Source organism: Microcystis sp. M53602_WE12, from assembly GCF_030065455.1.
Classification (GTDB): domain Bacteria; phylum Cyanobacteriota; class Cyanobacteriia; order Cyanobacteriales; family Microcystaceae; genus Microcystis; species Microcystis aeruginosa.
Map to the genome: position 1 here is coordinate 1 of NZ_JASJFB010000520.1, position 2054 is coordinate 2054.

1 protein-coding gene is annotated in these 2054 nt (G+C 46.2%); it reads left to right on the forward strand.

Annotated features, from left to right (window positions below; translation table 11 throughout):
* Nucleotides 1-311: 311 nt before the first annotated feature.
* Nucleotides 312-1625, forward strand: a complete 1314-nt coding sequence (locus PX482_RS17010; protein WP_223213028.1) for a site-specific DNA-methyltransferase — start codon at nt 312-314, stop codon at nt 1623-1625.
* The last annotated feature ends 429 nt before the right edge of the window (nt 1626-2054 follow it).

The following is a 2054-nucleotide window of genomic DNA, read 5'->3' on the forward strand; positions in this document are numbered from 1 at the left end:
TGTCAGTCTGTAGAGCGACCATAAGACCAGAACAGAGTAAATCTGTTAAGGCAGGTGCGGAACCCCGCAAGGGAAAGAAGCAGAAACCTAAATCGTGAGGTTTGGGAATCGCCGTCCGTTTTACGGCGGCGAGGATGTCAAGGATTGCCACATATCAAAGTAATTTATGTGAATGACGGCCCAGGCCTCTTACTTGGTTCTATGTGGAATGATTACGCTTACATCGAAGATCAATGGCCAGACCGCGTAAAGGTTGTCACGCTGCGCATGGTTCCAGATCGCATCACATCTGAATGGTTGAGGTCTTAAGTATGGCGGTTCCAATTCCAGGCATGGGAAATCGTACAAAAGGGGAAAGGGTGTCGCCTCTGGACACTAATGGTTTTCGCCTAGAGTACCCCGGAAAAAAGGCACAAGAAGATATTCTTGCGCTTCCCGCAGGACACTACTCGCCAAATTCGGCATATTCAGGCGGCGATAATAGGCTTTACCACGCGGACAACTTGGCTGTACTTGCGGCTTTAGCGAAGGATGAAGCCGTAAGCGGAAAAGTGAAACTTGTTTACATCGATCCTCCATTTGCAACTGCATCATCCTTTGAGTCAAGAAAACAAAACCATGCTTATGACGATCATCTTGTTGGACCTGATTTTGTTGAAACGTTACGCGAACGCCTAATTTTAATTCACCGTTTGTTGGCCGATGATGGTTCTCTATACCTTCACCTTGATGAAAGAATGATTTTTCATTTTCGCGTCGTCTTAGATGAAATTTTCGGAGAGAAAAATTTCCGAAATTGCATAACGCGCAAGAAGTGCAATCCTAAGAACTACACGAGAAAGACATACGGAAATGTAGCCGACTACATTCTTTTCTACACAAAGAGCGATAACTATGTATGGAACCGACCAATTGAACCATGGGATGAAGTTAAATCAGTAAAGGAGTATCCATGCCTTGATCCCGATGGGCGCAGATACAAAAAAGTACCCGTCCATGCTCCCGGTGTCCGTAACGGGGAAACAGGTGGGGAGTGGAAAGGCAAGCTGCCGCCACCCGGAAAGCATTGGCAATATAAACCGTCAACCCTAGATGAGATGGATGCCCGTGGAGAGATTTATTGGTCGCCAACGGGAAATCCGCGCCGAAAAATCTATCTTGAAAATAGCGCTGGAATTCCAGTGCAAGACATTTGGATGGACTTTCGTGACGCGCATAATCAAAACATTCATATAACCGGCTATCCAACGGAAAAGAATCCTGCACTTCTTTCTAGAATTATTGAAGCATCATCAAATCCCGGTGATCTTGTCCTAGATTGCTATGCAGGGTCTGGAACCACATTAGTGGTGGCATCAGAGCTTGGGCGAAAATGGATTGGTGTTGATCGTAGCCAGGAGGCTATTACAACAATATTGCATAGGATGGCTAATGGCTCGGATCGTATGGGTGATTTTGTCAATGAGAAATCCAAAACAGCTTCATTGCCATTATTCAGTATTGCCGACTTCACACTGTTTGAAGAGGCTGCGGAAGAAAACATTCAGCCTAAAGATGCTGACATTACATCGCCAAACGGGGTTCTAACAATTCGTTCCAGCGGACGCGCTAAAGCGCGCCGCTGAACTTATCCGTTATGCTGAACCAATAAGCTGTAGTGCGATGCCGAAGGCACTGCGTAGCAGTACGCAATCTTGTAGGGTGCGTTCCCTAAGGTGGCTCCTACTGCTCCACTAATAGATTTTTGGGGAACGCACCATGCACATTGATTGAAACTGTGGGTTAAAGTGCGATGCCGAAGGCACTGGGTAGCACCCCTAGATGTCGTTAGGCCTTCAATCTACTTAGGGCTTGCTGAATAATGGTAAAACCCTTTTAAAATAAGGCTTTTGACCTGTTAAAGTCCGATGTTCATGCTGCGAAAATAGGATTGGGACTTTCAAAAACCTTGCATTATCCTTCTTGTGGTACATCGCTTGGTACAAAAAACAAGGGCAACAAAGCCTGAAACGACCGACTCCTGACGACCGGCTACTGACTCCTACCCCCAGGAA